The following is a 794-nucleotide window of genomic DNA, read 5'->3' on the forward strand; positions in this document are numbered from 1 at the left end:
TCTGGGCGCCCAAGGGCACGCCGCCCGCGATTGTTGAGCGAATGACTAAGGAATTGCAGACCGCCCTGCAGGCGCCCGCCATCCGTGAGGCCTGGACCCGGCAGGGATCGGAGATCCCGACCTTGACTGGTGCGGAGTTCGGCGCCTTTGTCGGCTCGGAGATCTCCCGCTGGGCCAAGGTCGTGAAGGACGCCGGGTTGAAGCTGGAGGAGGCGAAGTAGTCCGCCGCCGACAAGAAGGGCCGATCCTGCCCGTTCGGGATCGGCCCGTCGGGATGTCCGTCGTCCAGCATGCGTGGAACCCGCAATGGGAGAGGCGCACGACGAGGAGCGCGTCTCCTGGATCTCCTGATCGGTTCGACTTCGTGCTATCGCCGTTCTTACTGAGGTCGGCTAATGGGATGGTGCGGCCGTGCTCCTGCCCCGCTTGCCTGTAAGCTGTGGGACTTCGAGCCACGCAAGGAGCACGTCCCATGTCATGGTCTTCCTCCTCGCTGACCTAAGATAAATTTCCGCAGTGACGGGGTTAGCGGACTTCCAAAGCTTGCACAGGGTTTAAGGGAGGCTAAGTATGAGGTTCTACAGCTCGAGGTCCGGAACGGCCGACGCCTCCTCGTTCCTAGGGGATCTCCTCGACACCCTGACGGAGAGGGGGCGGGCCCTGCTAGGTCGCAAGGGTGATCGGGAGGCCATTCCACAACTCGACCTGATTGCCATGAGCGAATTGCTCTTATCGCGCAGGGGTGAAGCATCCGGCGTGGCTTTGGCGCAGACCCTGTTAGCAAGCTATGGCAC

1 protein-coding gene and 1 pseudogene are annotated in these 794 nt (G+C 62.5%); both read left to right on the forward strand.

The window, feature by feature from the left end; all coding sequences use genetic code 11:
* Positions 1-221: tripartite tricarboxylate transporter substrate-binding protein (locus tag JQC81_RS32570; RefSeq protein ID WP_281400488.1), on the forward strand; the 221-nt coding region annotated here is incomplete at its 5' end.
* A 349-nt stretch (positions 222-570) separates the two neighbouring features.
* Positions 571-794, forward strand: a pseudogene (locus JQC81_RS32575) (MCD, Malonyl-CoA decarboxylase MCD); the annotation flags it as partial.

It is taken from the genome of Microvirga arabica (assembly GCF_016811235.1).
GTDB classification, from domain to species: domain Bacteria; phylum Pseudomonadota; class Alphaproteobacteria; order Rhizobiales; family Beijerinckiaceae; genus Microvirga; species Microvirga arabica.